The organism is Corynebacterium sp. (assembly GCF_052107835.1).
Lineage (GTDB): Bacteria > Actinomycetota > Actinomycetes > Mycobacteriales > Mycobacteriaceae > Corynebacterium.
In genome coordinates this window covers 26,075-40,234 of sequence record NZ_JBQEDF010000028.1, presented here as the reverse complement: position 1 = coordinate 40,234, position 14,160 = coordinate 26,075, and the positions used below count along the sequence as shown (strand labels likewise).

The following is a 14,160-nucleotide window of genomic DNA, read 5'->3' as shown; positions in this document are numbered from 1 at the left end:
TGCCCGCGTGGTGCCACCGTCGGCACAGAACGGCGTGAGCCCCCGGCGAGACGTTCTTGATCTGGATCGTGGGCATGGCGCCATTATGGCGCCAATCGTGTCGTATTGCCCCGCCCCCATGTGCTGGGCACCGCCCCGGCGAGCTTAAGTGCCGGCGCGGGCCGACCACGAACTCACCGAGTCCGGGCTTGGGTGCTCAGGGCCACTGAAGATACTGCCGGACCGGGTGAAGGCGAGCGGTGGTCAAAGTCCTATGCCCTGTGCCGCAGGGTCCTGAGCATACGGGCATCCCGGAATCCGACCTCGCGGGCGGCAGACTCCACACTTGAGCCGGCGCCGATGAGGTGTTCGGCACGCTCCTGCCGCAGCACCTGTTGGTACTGCAGCGGAGTAATGCCCAGTGAGCGGGTGAAACTGCGGGTCAATGTCCTTTCGCTGACCTGCGCGGCCTGTGCCAGTTCGGCGAGGGGGAGTGGCTCGGTGTACCGGTCGTCGATGATGTCCTGGATGTGGTGCACCAGGTCATCAACGTGGTCGCGGTGCCTCAGCAGTGCACTGGATTGATCCTCATGGCCATTGCGGCGTGCGTACACCACCATCGCCCGTGCGACGGCGGAGGCCTCCCGGGCTCCGATCCGCTGGGAGATGATGTGAAGGGCAAGGTCTATACCGCTCGCAATGCCTGCGGAACTGTGGACGGTTCCATCGCTGACGTACAGAACGTCGTGGACGACCCGGATGCCAGGAAAGTGAGCTGCCAGAGTGTCCTGGAGCTGGTGGTGTGTGGTCGCCCGGCGGCCGTCGAGAATCGCGGCGTCGGCGAGGGCGAATGCTCCTGAGCAGATACTCAGGACAGTTCCTCCCCGTGCGTGGTGGTCGGCGATTCTGGTGAGCGTGGACGCGGTGAGTCGGCTGTCGGTGCTGCCGGTCCCGACCTGCCAGCCGGGGACGACGACAATGTCCTTGGTCTCCAGTGCCGGCCATGTGGTGTCCGGCCGGAGTGTGAGTCCTTGGGCGGAGCGCACCTCAGGTGTGTCGGCGACGTAGTTCAGCTGCCATGTCTCCGCCGACACTTCCCCCACGGTTCCGAACACCTGGGCTGGTCCGGAGACATCGAGGAGGTGGACGTCGGGGGACAGTACGAACACGACCCTCACCGGAGCCGAGGAGCGAGGTGAGTTCACGATATTCCGGGTGTAGTGAAGGCGTCGGATACCGTCGATATCCGCGCGAACCGGCCGGCCAACGCGAATTCGGTACGCTCGACCACCTCCCGGGCCGGTAGTTTCTTCCCGGTGTCAGGGCGGGTGATGGGGAAGGTGGCCGTCGCTTCGGTGACGAAGGTGACTGTGTACCCGAGGTCGGCGGCGACCCGTGCCGTGGTTTCGCAGCATTGTTCAGTCTGGATGCCGGCGATGACGAGATGATCCACGTGGTCGGTGGTCAGCCGCTGCGAGAGGTTGGTTGTCGTGAAGGCGTTGCGGGAGGTCTTGGTGAACTGCGCGTCACCGGGTCGGATATCGAGCCCCTGCATCGGCCGGACGAATCCCACCTCAGGATCGAATACGGATCCAGTGCCGGGTTCTGCGTGCCAGACCCAGTAAACGGGGTTGTTCGCCGAGCGGGCGCTGCTCACGAGACTGCCGACCCTGTCGAGGATCCGGGGATTGGAGACCTGCGCCCATACGGGTCGCCGGAGGAAGGACTGCTGGAGGTCGATCACGATCAGGGCCATTGTCATTCATCCAAGGATCGTCTCCGCCACGAGGAACTACAAGGGATTGTCAGGTCAATGTCCGGAACGATCCGGTCAACGACGTCAGCAACTCTGTTCGAACACGCAAACATTCCGTGTCCACCCCCTCTGGCACAATGGCCGCCATGCCGCGTCGCACGCTCGATCCCGCCACCCTGAACCTGCTCACGGGTCTTACCTCCAAGGACACGGTCGAGCAGGCGTCGAGGATATTCCTCGCGGACGGCGTCATTCTGACCGGCAGGGACGCCGACGAGGACGGGGAACTCTTCCGCCTGATGACCACCTCGGGCAGCTCCTCCGCGCAGTTCTACGAGGTCAATCTCTTCCGCTACTCCACCGGCGAACTGGGGAGCAGCTGCACCTGCGGGCAACCCCGGTGCGTCCACGAGATCGCGTCGATCATGCACCTTATCTCGGAGGACGAACTGGTCATGACCACCGACCCCGGTCAGGTGGAACGCCGGGAGCCGGGGTGGCGTGACCGTCTCGAGTCCGTGCTGACGGACCGCACGCCGCGACCTCCCGATCCCGCCCAGGAGATCTGCCTGTTCTTCTCCTACGAGGACGGTTCGGTCCGCATCCGTCCGGGTGAACGGGGGAGCACCGGCAAGTGGGTGAAGGGCAGGATCCGGTGGGACCGACTGATCTACCGTGATCTGCCGTCGACGGTGAAGGACACCCTACTGTGGATCTCGGAGCTCCACCGCCATCGCATGGGCTTCGGTGCCTACGGGCAGCCCCAGGACTGGCTCCCGCTGGACGAACTGCCTGCCCGTCACCTCTGGGACCTGCTGCTGGACCTGCGCGACGGCGGAGTGGAGATGGTGACCTGGACCGGCCGTAATTCGGTGGCTCTCGACGACACCCCCGCCAGGGTCCGGATGACCGCGCGCCTGGAGGACGAGGAATCGGCGCTCGTCCTGTCCGCGGATCTGCGGTACGGGGAGTCCGCGGCACCCAACCTCGCCGGGATGAACCACTTCTTCCTCGGTGATCCCGCGACCGTTGTCGCCGAGGTCAGGGAAACGTCCGCCAGCAACCAGGAGATCACCCTGCGGCACCTGGATGAGCCGGCGACCACTGAAACCCTCGGTCTCATCAACCAGGTCCGGTCACTGCGGATCGAGCGCGACGGCATCGACGATTTCGAACGCAATTACCTGCCCCGGATCCGGGATCTCCTTCCCATCGAGTCCCCCGATGAGTCCTACGCGCCCCCGGAGCCGCGTCCGCCGTTGCTCACCCTGGAGGTCAGCCCCGTCGTCGACGAGGACGACAGCCTCGTCCGTGTCCGGCTGCACTGGGAATGGGACTACAGCAGCGGCGTCCACGACAGCGGTCACGAGACTGCCGTCGAGGCCGCCGTGTGGGACGCCGGAGTCAGCGTGGATGACTGGTCCCTGCCCCGCAATGAGGCGATCCCCTTCCTGGCGGAGACTCTTCCTCGGCTCGACGGGATGGAGCACGTCGAGGTGACCGTGACCAAGGAGGTCCCGGACTTCCGTCCGGCGCAGGACGCTCCGATCGTCACGGTCGGGTCCACCGGGGACGGTTCCAATGACTGGTTCGACCTGAACGTGACCGTCCGTGTCGGTGGGGAGGAGGTCAACTTCGCCGAGCTGTTCACCGCACTGAGCCGGGACGAGGAGATCTTCGTCCTCCCGTCCGGGACATACTTCCCGCTGGACACCCCGGAACTGGACCAGCTTCGACGGATCATCGAGGAGGCGAAGACCCTCAACGACGTCACCGTGGACGGCCTGAGAATCAGCCGATACCAGGTGGACCTGTGGGCTGAACTGCTGGAGTCCGGGATCGTGGACGCCCAGACCAATGCATGGTGGGGCCGGGTCAATGCTCTCGTCGACGATGACGGTTTCGACTCCGCGGGCCTCACTGTCCCGCAGGGGGTGGACGCGACACTGCGCGACTACCAGGTCCAGGGTTTCCGGTGGCTGGAGACCCTGCGACGCAACAATCTTGGCGGCATCCTGGCCGATGACATGGGACTGGGCAAGACACTGCAGGTCATCGCCATGATGGTTGCCGCCGGTGACGAAGCACGGGCGGAGGGGGAGAAGGCCCCACCGTTCCTGGTCGTCGCCCCGACCAGTGTGGTCGGTAACTGGGTGAAGGAGGTGGAGAAGTTCGCGCCGGGTCTCTCCGCCGTCGCCGTGGATGCGACGGAGAAGAAGCGGGGACTGCCGTTGACGGACGTTGTCGCGACGGCCGGGGAGAATGGGGCCGACGTCGTGGTCACCAGCTACACCCTGTTCCGGCTGGACTTCGAGGCCTACAACGACATCGACTGGTCCGCGGCGATCTTCGATGAAGCGCAGATGATCAAGAACCACGCGTCCCGCGCCTACGCGTGCGCCCGCAAGCTCGCCGTACCCGTCAAGATCGCCGTGACCGGCACCCCGCTGGAGAACAACCTGCTGGAACTCTGGGCGCTGGCGTCCCTCTCGTGCCCGGGCCTGCTCGGCTCGAGGAAGCATTTCACCGACTTCTTCCGGACACCGGTGGAGAAGGACGGTGACAGCGACCGTCTCGACCTGCTCCAGCGCCGGATACGTCCGTTCCTGCTGCGTCGTACCAAAGACCTGGTCGCCGATGAGATCCCGGCCAAGACCGAGAACGTGACGGAACTGGAGCTGGCCCCGAAGCACCGGAGGATCTACGACCGCCGTCTGCAGCGGGAACGGCAGAAGGTCCTCGGCCTGATCCAGGACATGAACTCCAACCGCTTCGAGGTCTTCCGGTCGCTGACGCTGCTGCGGCAGCTCGCCCTCGACAGTGAACTGGCAGGGGAGGAGACCTCACCCTCGGCCAAGCTGGAGGCACTGTCGGAACTGCTGACCTCCGTGACCGCCGAGGGGCACAAGGTCCTGGTGCTCAGCCAGTTCACCCGCTTCCTCAGGAAAGCCCGCGACGTGGCCACGAACGCCGGGATCGACAGTGCCTACCTCGACGGCACCACCCGGAACAGGCAGACCGTGATCGACGAGTTCCGGGAGGGGGACGCGGGCGTCTTCTTCATCTCCCTGAAGGCCGGCGGATTCGGCCTGAACCTCACCGAGGCGGACTACGTGGTCCTGCTCGACCCGTGGTGGAACCCCGCCACCGAGGCGCAGGCGGTGGACCGTGCCCACCGCATCGGCCAGACCCGATCGGTGATGGTGTACCGCCTGGTGTCCGCCAACACCATCGAATCGAAGGTCATGGACCTGAAGAAGTCGAAGGCCGCCCTCTTCGACCGTGTCCTCGACGGCGGCGGCTCAGTCGAGGCCGATGGGCTGAGTGCCGCCGACATCCGGGCGTTGATGGAGTAGGGGAACGGACCGGGACGGACGACAATGACGGAGGCGCTGAGTCAGGCAACTCAACGCCTCCATCATCGATGTCCGCCCCCGGTCGCCTCCAGAGGTGCCGCAGCCGGTCAGCTACTGCATTCTGCCCACTGCCACTCGCTTACCGGGTGACCGACTTGTCGCGCCCGGCCTTGTTCTGCAGCTGCTTGAAGCCGAGCCAGGCGACCAGAGCGATCAACAGGAATGGCAGCACCTTGAAGATGACGCCGACCGCGCCGGCGAAAGCCGTGCTGATCGCAACCACGGCGAAAATCAGTGTCAGGGCGCCCAATGCCACGGACAGGCCCTTGCGATTCTGCTCCCAGGCCCACCACGCGCCCAAACCGGACAGCGCTCCAAGGATCAGTGTGGTGATAGCGGTGCCGAACATGATGGTCCTTCCTACGGGGCCGGAAAAGTGCTGCCACCCACCCTACTGAAGATCACTACGCTCGGTGGCATGAGCGACACCACCCAGCAGAAACCACTCGCCCTGGTGACCGGAGGATCCCGCGGAATCGGGGCGGCAACCGTCGATGACCTGTCCCGCACCCACCGTGTGATCTCCTGGTCCAGCCACGATATCGACCTCCGGGACCCCGAGTCCATCGCAGCGGCCGTCAGCAACCTCCGCGACCCGGACACCGGCGCACCCGTCGAGAAACTCGACGTCCTGGTGCACTCCGCTGGCCTCGCCGCGGACTCCCGCATCGAGGACACCACCTGGGACAAGTGGGAGGAGATGTTCCGGGTGAACGTCTTCGGCCTCGCTGAACTCACCCGCCTCCTCCTTCCGGCACTGCGCGCGGCCCACGGAACCGTGGTCGCCATCAACTCCGGGTCCGGCTACCGCTCCGGCATCGGGCAGGCCCCCTACTCGGGGACGAAGTTCGCGCTGCGTGCGCTCACCGAGGCCCTGCGTGAGGAGGAACGCGGCGTGGTCCGCGTCAGCTCCGTACACCCGGGACGCGTCGACACCGACATGCAGGTCGCACTCCAGGAATCCCGGGGCAACACCGACTACGACGGTTCCCTCTACGTGCGTCCCGAATCCATCGCCGCGGCAGTCCGGTTGGCCGTCGACGCCACCGACGAGGCCATCGTCGAGGAGGTCAGCGTCCGGCCGGTGCGGGGCTGAGCACGAAGATCGCGGTACCGGGGAAGATCTCCCCGCGGCGCCCGGACCACTGGCCCCAGTCGGGCGTGCCCTGCGTCCACCGGGGTTCCACCAGGTCCGTGATCTGCAGTCCCGCTGAGGCGGCCGCGCGGATCCAGTCACCCATGGTGTGGTGGAACTCGGCGTAGTCCAGTTGACCACTCTCCGGCGCGCTCCCGGTGTCCTCACCGGAGTCGTCGAACTCCAGGTAGGAGCTCTGGAAGTAGGGGATCTCGGCGGTCAGCGACCCTGGATCGTCGGGGAACACCCACGCCGAGGGGTGGTTCACCGCCAGCACGGCCCATCCGTCCGGGCGTAGGACGCGTGCCACCTCGGCCAGCGCCGGCCCCAGATCCGCGATGAACGGGTAGGCCCCGAAGGACGAGAACACCCGGTCAATGCTGCCGGTGGCCAGCGGCAGGACGGCGGCATCGGCCTGCACCAGGGAGATCCCTCCACCGGAGGGTGACACCGGGGCGTGGCGCAGCATCTCCACCGAAACATCCAGACCGATGACCCTTGCACCGGTGTGGTCCGCGACCCAGGTTCCACAGGGTGCGGACCCGCAACCGACCTCGAGGACGGTGCGTCCCGCCAGGTCCTGCGGCGCCCCGAGAAGCTGTGCGTCAGCCTCGGTCACCCGCTCCGGGCACCAGTGGAAGGTGTCCAGGTAATCGGCGTGCTCCGCGTGGTAGCGTTCCGCGTCCCGGTCCCAGTGACGGCGCTGAACCCCGCCAACCAGGTGGTTGACGGGGTCCGGTTCGGGTTCATGCTGCATAGGCAGCGATGGTACCTACTTCAGGATCTTGAAGGTCTTGCCGAGCTGCAGCAGGACAGTCATGATCAGCGCGTACGGGCGGGCCTTCAGGAACACCGGGCCGCGGATCGGGAGTACCCGCTCGTCGGTGACGTTCTGGGTCTCGGTGTACTTCAGCACACCCTGCTTGCCCTGGCGACGGCCCTGGCCGGACTCGCGTGTACCGCCCATCTCGTTGTCGACCGAAGCGAACGCGGCGGCGTAGCCGTCGTTGATGTTCACCGTGCCGGAGTAGATCTTCTCGGCGATTCCGGTCGCGGTCCTCGACGGGCCGAACACCGAGGCGTTCAGACCGTAGTCGGTGTCGTTGGCCCTCTCCACGGCCTCATCGTGGGAGTCGACCCGCTCGATGTAGACGACGGGTCCGAAGACCTCCTCGCGCTTGAGCAGGACGTCGTCCGAGACATCGGTGAAGATGGTGGGTTCGTAGAAGTACGGTCCGAGGTCCGGACGTGCCTTGCCCCCGGCAACCAGGGTCGCGCCCTTGTCCACGGCGTCGTCGACGAACTTCTCGACGGTGGAGATCTGGTTCGCCCCCACCAGGGAGCCCATCTCGATGTTCCAGTCGAAGCCGGAGCCGAGCTTGAGGTCCTTGGTCGCCTCGGCGAACTTCGGCACGAACTCGTCGTAGACGTCCTTGTGGGCGTAGATGCGCTCGATCGAGACACACAGCTGGCCGGAGTTGGAGAAGCAGCCGGTGAGGATGCCCGGGATGACCTTGTCCACGTTGGCGTCCTTGGTGACGATCAGCGGGTTCTTGCCGCCGAGTTCGGCGGAGTAGCCGATCAGGCGGCGTCCCGCGATCTCTCCGAGGTGCTTGCCGGTGGAGGTCGACCCGGTGAACATCAGGTAGTCCGCCTGCTCGGCGATGGCCTCGCCGACCACGCGGCCGGGGCCGGTGACCAGCTGGACGACGTCGCGGGGCATGCCGGCCTCGAAGAGGAGCTTGTAGGCGATCAGTGCGGAGAACGGGGTGGACGAGTCCGGCTTGGCGACCAGTGCATTGCCTGCGGCGAGGGCGGGCAGTGAGTCGGAGACCGCGAGGGTCAGAGGGTAGTTCCAGGGGCTGATCTGCCCGATGACGCCCTTGGGGACGTGGCGCTCGGTGGTCTTGGTGACGACCGGGATCGCACCGGCATGACGCTTCGGCTTGAGGATCTTGTGGGTCTGGTTGCCGTAGTAGCGCGCGGTGATGGCGCAGTGCATCAGCTCCTCGTAGGCGGAGTCGCGGCTCTTGCCGGTCTCCAGCTGGATGATGTCCATCACCTGGGCCTGGTTCTTCAGCAGGAGGTCGTGGAACTTCGACAGGATCTTGCCGCGCTGCTTCGGGTCGATTTTCGCCCAACGCTCCTGGGCGACGCGGGCGCGCCGGAACGCCTCATTGACGTCGTCCTCGGTACCGCGGCCGACCCAGCCGATGGTTTCCCCGGTGAACGGCCCCTCAATCTCCAGTCGATCGCCGCTCTCCGTGTTACCGGTTACTGAATTGGTGGTAAGTCCCCTGAGCTCCTCGGCGAGCGCCTCGGGAAGGGGACCAAGTGAAAGGCTCTTTTTTGTCATGGGAAGCATCGTAATCCAGCGGTCCGGTTCTTGTCCCCGGTTTGTGGAACCCGGGCTACGGGAACACGCGGGGCCTCCCGCGCGTTGTTAGGGTGTATGTGACTAACCGTGTTCACCATCTGCCGGGTTCACCCGGCGGTGGAGGGGCGCGGGGGAGATGATGAACACCCTTGAGGGAAGGATAGGACGCACGTGAGAAGCTCGAATCCGTACATGAGCTCGTTGACCAAGGCTGAGGGCCAGCCGCAGGGGGGCCAGTCCGCCGCTTACCAGCAGGGTTACCAGGCAGGCGGTCAGCAGTGGGGTCAGCAGGGCCAGCCCTACCAGCAGTCCCCGAACTACGGTGCGTCCGCCGGCACCTCCGACCGCCCGATGACCATCGACGACGTGGTCACCAAGACCGGTATCACGCTGGCCGTGATCGTGGTCATGGCCGCCGTGAACTTCATGATCGGCCTGAGCAACCCGAGCGTGGCGATGGGCCTGACCTTCGTCGGTGCGATCGGTGGCCTGATCGCCGTGCTGGTCTCGTCCTTCGGCAAGAAGTTCGGCTCCCCGGTCGTCACCCTGGTCTACGCAGCCTTCGAGGGCCTCTTCGTCGGCGGCTTCACCTACATCTTCGCGGGCACGAGCATTGCCGGCGGTAACGGTGGCGCGTTGGTCTTCCAGGCCGTCCTGGGCACCATGGGCGTGTTCGCCGGGATGCTCGTGGTCTACAAGACCGGCGCGATCCGCGTCACCCCGAAGTTCACGAAGATGCTGGTCGGTGCGCTGATCGGTGTGCTCGTCCTGGTCCTGGGCAACTTCGTCTACAGCATGTTCACCGGTGAGGCCAGCATGCTGCGCGACGGTGGCCCGATCGCCATCATCTTCTCCCTCGTCTGCATCGGCCTGGCCGCGCTGAGCTTCCTGGCCGACTTCGACCAGGCCGACCGCCTGATCCGCGCCGGTGCCCCGTCCCGCTACTCCTGGGGCGTTGCCCTGGGACTGGCCGTGACCCTGGTCTGGCTCTACACCGAGATCCTCCGCCTGCTGTCGTACTTCAGTAACGACTAGCTGCCCCGGCAGGAACCAGCGGAGCCCCCGCACACGTCACAGTGTGCGGGGGCTCCGCTGTGTCAGCGAGGACGAACCGGCGTGTGGTGCCATCGGAAACAGGAAACAGTTGAGCGCCCAGGGCACGGCTTCCTTGCAAGGACCGTGCCCCGGGCGCATTCTGTTCATGGGCGGGCGACCCGGGAGCTACTGCTCGGCGCGCGGGATGTCGCGGTCGGGGTCGTAGGGCTCCGCCTGGACCAGCGTGACGGAGATGGTGTCACCGGTCGGGCTCTTGTACTCGCGGGTCTCGCCCTCCTTCGCACCGACCAGGGCAGCGCCCAGCGGTGCGTCGGTCGAGTAGGTCTCCAGGTCGGGGTTGGAGGACTCCAGACCACGGGTACCGACCAGGAAGGTCTCCTTGTCGTCCTCGTCGCCGTCGTAGTAGACGTGGACGACGGAGCCGACCAGTGCCACGCCGGACTCGGCCGGGGCTTCACCGATCGTGGCGCTGTCGAGGAGCTCCTCGAGGTAGACGATACGGGCCTCTTCCTGGCCCTGCTGCTCGCGGGCGGCATGGTAGCCGCCGTTCTCCTTGAGGTCCCCTTCCTCACGCCGCTCGTTGATCTCGGCGGCCAGGGCGGGGCGGTTGTTCTTCAGCGCCGTGAGCTCGTCGTTGAGACGGTCAAAGGATTCCTGGGTGAGCCAGGTCGTCTGGTTTTCAGCCATGAGCGTTCGCGTCCTCCTGCAGGTTCACCACAGTGTCGATGGTGTCGGGGGTTCTTTCGATTATGTCGGGGCACAGTGTATCACCGGCCCCGACGACCGGTGATCAGTCCGTCGAAGACTCGGTGTCGTCGTCGAGGTAACTCGGGGCGGTGGATCCGCAGCCGTAGACCTCCGCGCCGACGGGCCGGCTGTGGGTTGGGATGTCGACGACCAGCCGGGTCGTCTCGGAACCGCCGGCCGGCACGATCGCCTCACGGCGGCCCGCCTCGGCCTTGGAGATGTTCAGCGCCGAGACGATGCAGACCCCCGGCTTGTCGGTGTCGTCGCGGGTGATGTCCACGGTCATGCGCATCGCGTCGTCCGACAGGGTCTCGTAACCGGCCGCGTCACCGGTGACATCCGCGCTGGTGCTGTTGCGGTACTGGGAGAACACGTACACACCCGCCGCGATCAGGACGATCACGATGCCGATGACGATGAACTTTCCGCTGACACCCTGATTACGGGCGGAACCGTAGGTCGCCTTGCTCATTCCACTGATCGTATGCGGCGCACCGGGCAATGGGAAGTCGACGGGGGAATTGGACGGGCCACGCGTGAAGTTGTTGAATATGTAGGGTTGAGCGGATTCGATGAGAAACGGGGTGCATCCGGTGACCGACCGAGGTCTGCAGGACACGGCGCAGGACAGGGGTGTGCGACAGGGCCTGCGTCTGATGGCCATTCACGCACACCCCGACGATGAATCCAGCAAGGGTGCCGCGACGATGGCGCGCTACGCCGACGAGGGCGTGGATGTGATGGTGCTGACGTGCACCGGTGGTGAACGCGGCAGCATCCTGAACCCGAAGATGGATGTGCCGGGTGTCGTGGAGCGGATGAATGACGTCCGCCGCGAGGAGATGGCGCGGGCCGCCGAACTGCTCGGGGTGACCCACCGTTGGCTGGGCTTCGTCGACTCCGGGTTGCCCGAGGGCGACCCGCTGCCACCGTTGCCGGACGGGTGCTTCGCCCTGGTGGACACGGACGAGGCCACGCAGGCTGTCACGCAGGTGGTCCGCGAGTTCCGTCCCCACGTGGTGATCACCTACGACGAGAACGGCGGCTACCCGCACCCGGACCACCTGAAGACGCACGCGGTGAGCATGCGCGCCTACGAGGCCGCCGCCGACCCGTCCTACCATCCCGAACTCGGGGAGCCCTGGGAGATCCAGAAGGTGTACTACACGCACGGTTTCATCCGCCGTCGCTTCGAACTGCTGGCCAAGGCGGACCTCGAGGAGGGCGGCGGCCAGGCGTTCCGGGCCATGGAACGGTGGAACGAGATGCCGGACATCATGCCCCGGGTCACCACGCGGGTGGACTGCGCCGCGTGGTTCGGGCAGCGTGACGACGCCCTCCGGGCACACGCCACGCAGATCGACCCGGACGGCCCGTTCTTCGCCGTCCCCACCGAACTCCAGCAGCGGATCTGGCCGACCGAGGAGTTCGAGCTGGCGAAGTCCCGGGTCCACTCCGTCCTGCCGGAGGACGACCTGTTCGCCGGGGTGCTTCCCGAATGAGGCTTTGCGGCCCCGCCTTCGATAGGATTTGACGTATGACGCAGGTTCCCCCGTTCACATCCACACTCGCCAACACGGCCGTCGTCGCCCAGGAGCAGGTCAATGACGGACCGCAGGGCCCGGAGTTCGGCAAGGCGGCCCCGGTGGGGTTGCTGGTGATCGTGGGCCTGCTCGTCGTCATCCTGCTCATCGGCTACTTCTTCAACCGGCGGATGAAGAAGATGAGGAAGCGGCACACCTACGCCGAGCTGCACGGTATCGACCCGTTCGACATCGACACCCTCGACCGCAGGATCGCCGCGGACGAGGCGGCGGGGATCTCGGTGACGGAGCGGCCGCAGGATCCGGAGGAGCAGGAGAAGGAGCAGCAGGACGCCGATCCCGGCGCCACGGGCGGACCGGGTGGCGAGACACGGTGATCCTCTACACCCTCTACGAGCAGCGGCTGCAGCGGCAGCTGCGTGACCGTCGGCGACCGAAGCACGTGGCGATCATGTGCGACGGCAACCGCCGGTGGGCGAAGGAGAACGGGTTCACCGACGTCTCCCACGGCCACCGGGTCGGCGCGAAGAAGATCGTGGAGGTGGTTGACTGGTGCGACGAGCAGGACATCGAGGCGGTCACCGTCTACCTGCTCAGCACCGAGAACCTGCGGCGCAGCGCCACCGAACTCGACCTGCTGATGAGGATCATCGGAGACGTCTCCGATGAGCTCGCCGCGGCGAAGGGACGCTTCCGCCTGCACGTGATGGGGCGTCCGGAACTGCTGCCCGAGGAACTGCGCGAACGGATGCGGCACGCGGAGTCCCGTACGGCGAACCACGGCGGGGTGCACGTCAACATCGCGGTGGGGTACGGGGGACGCCAGGAGATCGTGGACGGCGTGCAGAAGCTGGTCGACGAACTGGCGTCCCGCGGCGTCCCCGCCGACGAGATGAGCGGCTACATCACCGACGACGCCATCGGCGACCACCTGTACACCTCCGGCCAGCCGGACCCCGACCTGGTGATCCGCACCTCCGGGGAACAGAGGCTGTCCGGGTTTCTGCTGTGGCAGTCGGCGTACTCGGAGATCTGGTTCACCGACACCTACTGGCCGGCGTTCCGTCGGCTGGACTTCCTGCGTGCCCTGCGCGACTACAGCGGACGGCAGCGCCGCTTCGGGAAGTGACCCGCTAGATCTTGCGCATCCGGACGGACTCGACGAGGTGGTTGGGCCCCTTGCGCAGCACCAGGGATGCGCGGACCCGGGTGGGCAGGACGTTCTCCACCAGGTTCGGCAGGTTCACGGTCTGCCAGATCTCCCGGGCGACCACGTGGGCGTCCTCGTCGGAGAGTCCCGCGTAGTAGTGGAAGTGTGCGCCGGGCTTCTGGAACGCGGTGTTCTTCAGCTTCAGGAACCGTTCGATGTACCAGCGCTCGATGTCGCCGCGTTCGGCGTCGACGTACACGGAGAAGTCGAAGAGGTCGGAGACCATCAGCGTCGGCCCCGTCTGCAGCACGTTGAGCCCCTCGACGATGAGGATGTCCGGCCGGTCGACGATGTGCTGCTCGTCCAGACGGTCGTAGCGCTCGTGGGAGTACACCGGCGCGGGGACCCGCGGGGCACCGGACTTCACGGCGGTGACGAACTTCAGCAGTGCCCGCTGGTCGTAGCTCTCGGGGTAGCCCTTGCGTCCCATCATGTGCCGGCGGTTGAGTTCGTCGGCGGGGTAGAGGAAACCGTCGGTGGTGATCAGGTCCACCCGGGGACGGGATTCCCACCGCTGCAGCAGCACCTGGAGCAGGCGCGAGGTGGTCGACTTGCCCACAGCCACGGAGCCGGAGACCCCGATGATGAACGGGACGTGGGGCATGTCCTCGCCCAGGAAGGTCTCGGTGGCGTCGTTGAGGCGCCGCATCGCCTGGAACCTGAGGTCGATCAACCGGGACAGCGGGAGGTAGACCTCGCTGACCTCGTTCATGTCGATGTCCTCGCCGACACCGCGGAGGGTCTCGAGTTCCTCCGCGCTGAGCACCTGCGGCATTGATCTGCGAAGAGTCTGCCACTGGGACCGGCGCAGCTCGATGTACGGGGAGTGCTCGGCGGGAATGTGGGCTTCGGCCATGGGGGCCATTGTGCTACCTGGGCGGGGATTCGACTAATCTGAGCCGTGATTCCTTTAAGTACCACCGCTGTACCACCGCGAAAG

14 protein-coding genes are annotated in these 14,160 nt (G+C 66.0%); 6 read left to right on the top strand and 8 right to left on the bottom strand.

Features of this window, described 5'->3' with window-relative positions:
* Window positions 1-251 precede the first annotated feature (251 nt).
* Both ACTIL2_RS08590 and ACTIL2_RS08585 read right to left on the bottom strand, forming a co-directional pair.
* Window positions 252-1,148: a GlxA family transcriptional regulator gene (locus ACTIL2_RS08590; protein ID WP_442337042.1), complete on the bottom strand. Its 897-nt coding sequence runs from the start codon at window positions 1,146-1,148 to the stop codon at window positions 252-254.
* Between the two features lie 32 nt (window positions 1,149-1,180).
* Complete coding sequence (locus ACTIL2_RS08585; RefSeq protein WP_442337041.1) at window positions 1,181-1,741, bottom strand: isochorismatase family protein; 561 nt, start codon at window positions 1,739-1,741, stop codon at window positions 1,181-1,183.
* Window positions 1,742-1,881: 140 nt separating this feature from the next.
* Between ACTIL2_RS08585 and ACTIL2_RS08580 the strand changes: the two genes are divergently transcribed.
* Window positions 1,882-5,091, top strand: a complete 3,210-nt coding sequence (locus ACTIL2_RS08580; RefSeq protein WP_442337040.1) for a DEAD/DEAH box helicase — start codon at window positions 1,882-1,884, stop codon at window positions 5,089-5,091.
* A 139-nt stretch (window positions 5,092-5,230) separates the two neighbouring features.
* Here the strand turns inward: ACTIL2_RS08580 and ACTIL2_RS08575 are convergent, their stop codons facing one another.
* On the bottom strand, window positions 5,231-5,500 hold the full coding sequence (locus tag ACTIL2_RS08575) for a hypothetical protein (protein ID WP_442337039.1): 270 nt from the start codon (window positions 5,498-5,500) through the stop codon (window positions 5,231-5,233).
* Between the two features lie 69 nt (window positions 5,501-5,569).
* Here ACTIL2_RS08575 and ACTIL2_RS08570 point away from each other — a divergent pair, with 69 nt between their 5' ends.
* Entirely contained in the window at window positions 5,570-6,247 is a 678-nt protein-coding gene (locus ACTIL2_RS08570; RefSeq protein WP_442337038.1) for an SDR family oxidoreductase, read from the top strand.
* Here the strand turns inward: ACTIL2_RS08570 and ACTIL2_RS08565 are convergent.
* Window positions 6,222-7,043 carry a class I SAM-dependent methyltransferase gene (locus ACTIL2_RS08565; protein WP_442337037.1) on the bottom strand — a complete coding sequence of 274 codons (822 nt, stop codon included), beginning with the start codon at window positions 7,041-7,043 and terminating at the stop codon, window positions 6,222-6,224. The two genes, ACTIL2_RS08570 and ACTIL2_RS08565, sit on opposite strands and share 26 nt — an antisense overlap.
* Before the next feature lie 15 nt (window positions 7,044-7,058).
* Window positions 7,059-8,642: a succinic semialdehyde dehydrogenase gene (locus tag ACTIL2_RS08560; protein WP_442337036.1), complete on the bottom strand. Its 1,584-nt coding sequence runs from the start codon at window positions 8,640-8,642 to the stop codon at window positions 7,059-7,061.
* Between the two features lie 192 nt (window positions 8,643-8,834).
* Between ACTIL2_RS08560 and ACTIL2_RS08555 the strand changes: the two genes are divergently transcribed.
* Window positions 8,835-9,698 carry a Bax inhibitor-1/YccA family protein gene (locus tag ACTIL2_RS08555; protein WP_442337035.1) on the top strand — a complete coding sequence of 288 codons (864 nt, stop codon included), beginning with the start codon at window positions 8,835-8,837 and terminating at the stop codon, window positions 9,696-9,698.
* Window positions 9,699-9,884: 186 nt separating this feature from the next.
* Here the strand turns inward: ACTIL2_RS08555 and greA are convergent, their stop codons facing one another.
* Both greA and ACTIL2_RS08545 read right to left on the bottom strand, forming a co-directional pair.
* Window positions 9,885-10,406, bottom strand: coding sequence for a transcription elongation factor GreA (gene greA / locus ACTIL2_RS08550; RefSeq protein WP_442337034.1), 522 nt, complete (start codon window positions 10,404-10,406; stop codon window positions 9,885-9,887).
* A gap of 103 nt (window positions 10,407-10,509) precedes the next feature.
* Complete coding sequence (locus ACTIL2_RS08545; RefSeq protein WP_442337033.1) at window positions 10,510-10,938, bottom strand: DUF4307 domain-containing protein; 429 nt, start codon at window positions 10,936-10,938, stop codon at window positions 10,510-10,512.
* 184 nt (window positions 10,939-11,122) lie between these two features.
* Here ACTIL2_RS08545 and mca point away from each other — a divergent pair, with 184 nt between their 5' ends.
* The 3 genes from mca to ACTIL2_RS08530 are packed head-to-tail and all read left to right on the top strand — an operon-like array spanning window position 11,123 to window position 13,139.
* Window positions 11,123-11,968 (top strand): mycothiol conjugate amidase Mca, encoded by an 846-nt coding sequence (gene mca, locus ACTIL2_RS08540; protein WP_442337044.1) that lies wholly within the window; start codon window positions 11,123-11,125, stop codon window positions 11,966-11,968.
* 35 nt (window positions 11,969-12,003) lie between these two features.
* Window positions 12,004-12,387 (top strand): hypothetical protein, encoded by a 384-nt coding sequence (locus tag ACTIL2_RS08535; protein ID WP_442337032.1) that lies wholly within the window; start codon window positions 12,004-12,006, stop codon window positions 12,385-12,387.
* Window positions 12,384-13,139 carry an isoprenyl transferase gene (locus tag ACTIL2_RS08530; protein WP_442337031.1) on the top strand — a complete coding sequence of 252 codons (756 nt, stop codon included), beginning with the start codon at window positions 12,384-12,386 and terminating at the stop codon, window positions 13,137-13,139. The genes ACTIL2_RS08535 and ACTIL2_RS08530 overlap by 4 nt, the downstream gene beginning before the upstream one ends.
* Window positions 13,140-13,143: 4 nt before the next feature.
* On the opposite strand, the gene coaA is transcribed toward ACTIL2_RS08530, so the two are convergent.
* Window positions 13,144-14,085 carry a type I pantothenate kinase gene (coaA, locus tag ACTIL2_RS08525; protein WP_442337030.1) on the bottom strand — a complete coding sequence of 314 codons (942 nt, stop codon included), beginning with the start codon at window positions 14,083-14,085 and terminating at the stop codon, window positions 13,144-13,146.
* Window positions 14,086-14,160 lie beyond the last annotated feature (75 nt).

What these genes read in the sequence shown, in the direction of transcription:
- mca (WP_442337044.1), top strand. Translation starts at nt 11,123, where the DNA reads ATGGCCATTCACGCACACCCCGACGATGAATCCAGCAAGGGTGCCGCG.
- ACTIL2_RS08535 (WP_442337032.1), top strand. Translation starts at nt 12,004, where the DNA reads ATGACGCAGGTTCCCCCGTTCACATCCACACTCGCCAACACGGCCGTC.
- ACTIL2_RS08545 (WP_442337033.1), bottom strand. Translation starts at nt 10,938, where the DNA reads ATGAGCAAGGCGACCTACGGTTCCGCCCGTAATCAGGGTGTCAGCGGA.
- ACTIL2_RS08575 (WP_442337039.1), bottom strand. Translation starts at nt 5,500, where the DNA reads ATGTTCGGCACCGCTATCACCACACTGATCCTTGGAGCGCTGTCCGGT.
- ACTIL2_RS08580 (WP_442337040.1), top strand. Translation starts at nt 1,882, where the DNA reads ATGCCGCGTCGCACGCTCGATCCCGCCACCCTGAACCTGCTCACGGGT.
- ACTIL2_RS08560 (WP_442337036.1), bottom strand. Translation starts at nt 8,642, where the DNA reads ATGACAAAAAAGAGCCTTTCACTTGGTCCCCTTCCCGAGGCGCTCGCC.
- ACTIL2_RS08565 (WP_442337037.1), bottom strand. Translation starts at nt 7,043, where the DNA reads ATGCAGCATGAACCCGAACCGGACCCCGTCAACCACCTGGTTGGCGGG.
- greA (WP_442337034.1), bottom strand. Translation starts at nt 10,406, where the DNA reads ATGGCTGAAAACCAGACGACCTGGCTCACCCAGGAATCCTTTGACCGT.
- ACTIL2_RS08570 (WP_442337038.1), top strand. Translation starts at nt 5,570, where the DNA reads ATGAGCGACACCACCCAGCAGAAACCACTCGCCCTGGTGACCGGAGGA.
- ACTIL2_RS08585 (WP_442337041.1), bottom strand. Translation starts at nt 1,741, where the DNA reads ATGACAATGGCCCTGATCGTGATCGACCTCCAGCAGTCCTTCCTCCGG.
- coaA (WP_442337030.1), bottom strand. Translation starts at nt 14,085, where the DNA reads ATGGCCCCCATGGCCGAAGCCCACATTCCCGCCGAGCACTCCCCGTAC.